The sequence below is a fragment of the Clostridium sp. C2-6-12 genome, from assembly GCF_009928485.1.
Lineage (GTDB): Bacteria > Bacillota > Clostridia > Clostridiales > Clostridiaceae > Clostridium.
On the sequence record NZ_JAABNP010000081.1, the window covers coordinates 1 to 2,565 of the forward strand.

The window sequence follows — 2,565 nt, forward strand, 5'->3', positions numbered from 1 at the left end:
GTAAGCGTCAAAGAATCGACGCGTAGCGGTAGCGTAATTTAAGTGATAAAATAAACCCAACAGAAAAGTTTAATTCTCTGTTGGGTATAATTTTATATGTAAATAATTATTTGGTAGTCTTGACACGCAGTTGATCTGGAATGTTTTCCGACCATGGCATACATTTTTCTAGTATGTCCATTTCTTTAATTTCCGAACTTGCTAACACTTCAAATAAATATACTAAATACTTTTCCGTTGCTAAGCTATTGGCTTTAGCGGTTTCAATAATGCTATAAAGAAGAGCACTTGAAGATGCGCCTTTTGAAGTCTTGGAAAACATCCAATTTTTTCTACCAATCACAAATGGCTTTATAGCTCTTTCGGCTGCATTATTATCAATTTCAAGACATCCGTTCGTTAAGAAAGTTCTCATATATGGCAATAACTTTTGCGCATATGCAAGAGCTTTACCTAAAGGACTTTTAGGAAGAGCATTAACAATTTCATTATCGACATATTCTTGAAATTTTTTAAGGATAGGGGCAGATTTCTTGAGCCTTATTATATGTCTATCAGCATAATAATCATCACTATCCATGTATTGTTCCCTTAGCTCTTTTTCAATTTCATAAAGTTGCTCACAATAATTAAACCCTTCTAATGCATGTGATTGCTTTAAAGCTTCGGGGTTTAATGATGATATTATCTCAAAGAATTTTCTTCGAATATGAGCCATGCAATATAATCTTTTTATATTTTTAACCTTATTATAGCCATCATATCCATCTGTTTGAAGATAGCCTGAGAATCCTTCAAGAAATTCTTCTGCACAAGATCCAGATCTTGTTTTTTGATAATCATATAGAATTACTGGATTTTCAATGCCTCCGGAGCGATATAACCACATAAATCTTTTTGAGTTAGAATCTTTTCCGTTTTCTTCAATAACCTTCAGGTATGTTTCATCGGCATGTATATAATTTCTTTTTAAGAGCTCCTCTTTCATATAGTTAAAAACAGGCTTAAGCTCAGTTGCACAACTTATTATCCAATTAGATAATGTCTGTCTTGAAAGGCTAACAGTCATCATTGAAAAATATGATTCCATTCTATATAAAGGCATTGCATATTGATATTTCATGCTCACAACATGAGCTAATAATTCATTTGAAGCCATACTTTTATATAAGAATGTATTTGGTATTTTTGCTGAAATTATATTGACTTTATCTGCATCCGCTTCGCAATTTTTGCAGGCATATGTATATGAAATATGTTCCTCTATGTAAAGTTCTGCTGGCTTATATTTTAAAATCTCTTTTGATTTTTTGCCTATTACAACTAAATTATTTCCGCATTTATCGCAAACTGCTTCAGACTCATCAAGTTTATGTTCAATTATAACTCTATCTAGGCCGGATAAGTTATCTTTTTTCCCTGAATGAGAAGATGATTTCTTTCTTGTATATGTAATTTCTTCAATGGTAGGTTCCTCTATTTTTAGATCACTGTTTTTTTCAGCATCATTAAAAAGAGATATCTGTCTTGAATCAACTTGCTCACTAGATTGTCCAAAAATTTTTCTGTTTTTATTAAGAAGTTGTCCTTTAAGAAAAGCCAATTCCTTTTTTAAATTATCAATTTCTTTATCTTTTGATTCAATTTGTTCTTCCATTTTAGAAATCAATAATTTTGTTTTTTCATCAAGCTGATTATCTAAATCTAAAATATCCATTTTCATACCTCACAACAAATATAGGGATATATTACCACAAAACCCTTAATTCCGAAACTTGTAAAAGTTTAAAATTAAGGGCTTATAGCAATATTTGCTTTAAAAGCTGTTTCTTACTTCAATTGGCTTAAATTTAGACTTAGTTCTAACTTCATATCCCATAAGCAACCATTTCAATTCTTCTTTGTTAATCTTAAGAGCTTCGTCTGGAGTCATAGGCCATTTCAATTTACTATTTTCAAGTCGAAAATAATACAGCCAGAATCCTTCATCAAAGTGAAGGATTTTAATTCTATTCATTTGCCTATTACAAAAAACAAAAAGAGCTTTTTCAAACGGATCCAGCTTTAGCTGCGTTTGCACAATAACTACTAGTCCATCAATGCTTTTTCGCAAATCTGTTATACCACATGCAAGATAAACTGTATTAACTTTATTAAGATTGAACATTTGTAATCAGATCCTTAAGTAAATTACTCAAAACAGCTATTTCATTAGCCGGTATATGTATTTTTGCGGCTCCTATTTCTATTATTATATTAGACCTATCAGCTGGAACTACAGTAAATTCAGTTCTTACTCTTTCTTCTCTCATGGAAATTGCATGAAACTGTAAATTATTATTTTCATTCTTAAACTTCTTTTTATAGTAATAGAATTGACTTTTAGTAATTTGATTTGCATTGCAGAAATTTTCTAACGTTCCTTCGTAAGAAGAAAAGCCAGCAACTATTGCTCTCCAATTTATGTTTTCATTATTCATATAAATAAACCTCCATTGTTAAAATCTATGCTAATTTTAACAATGGAGGCTTGCATTTTCTATGCGTTAATTTTTTTACGCTTAC

At 30.7% G+C, this 2,565-nt stretch carries 3 protein-coding genes; all 3 read right to left on the bottom strand.

Annotated elements, in window-relative coordinates; genetic code table 11:
- Nucleotides 1-106: 106 nt before the first annotated feature.
- On the bottom strand, nucleotides 107-1,717 hold the full coding sequence (locus tag GXK56_RS27430; RefSeq protein WP_160693472.1) for an IS66 family transposase: 1,611 nt from the start codon (nucleotides 1,715-1,717) through the stop codon (nucleotides 107-109).
- Between the two features lie 99 nt (nucleotides 1,718-1,816).
- Entirely contained in the window at nucleotides 1,817-2,167 is a 351-nt protein-coding gene (gene tnpB / locus GXK56_RS27435; protein ID WP_008419068.1) for an IS66 family insertion sequence element accessory protein TnpB, read from the bottom strand.
- Nucleotides 2,154-2,480 carry a hypothetical protein gene (locus tag GXK56_RS27440; protein WP_160693474.1) on the bottom strand — a complete coding sequence of 109 codons (327 nt, stop codon included), beginning with the start codon at nucleotides 2,478-2,480 and terminating at the stop codon, nucleotides 2,154-2,156. The genes tnpB and GXK56_RS27440 overlap by 14 nt, the downstream gene beginning before the upstream one ends.
- Nucleotides 2,481-2,565: the final 85 nt, after the last annotated feature.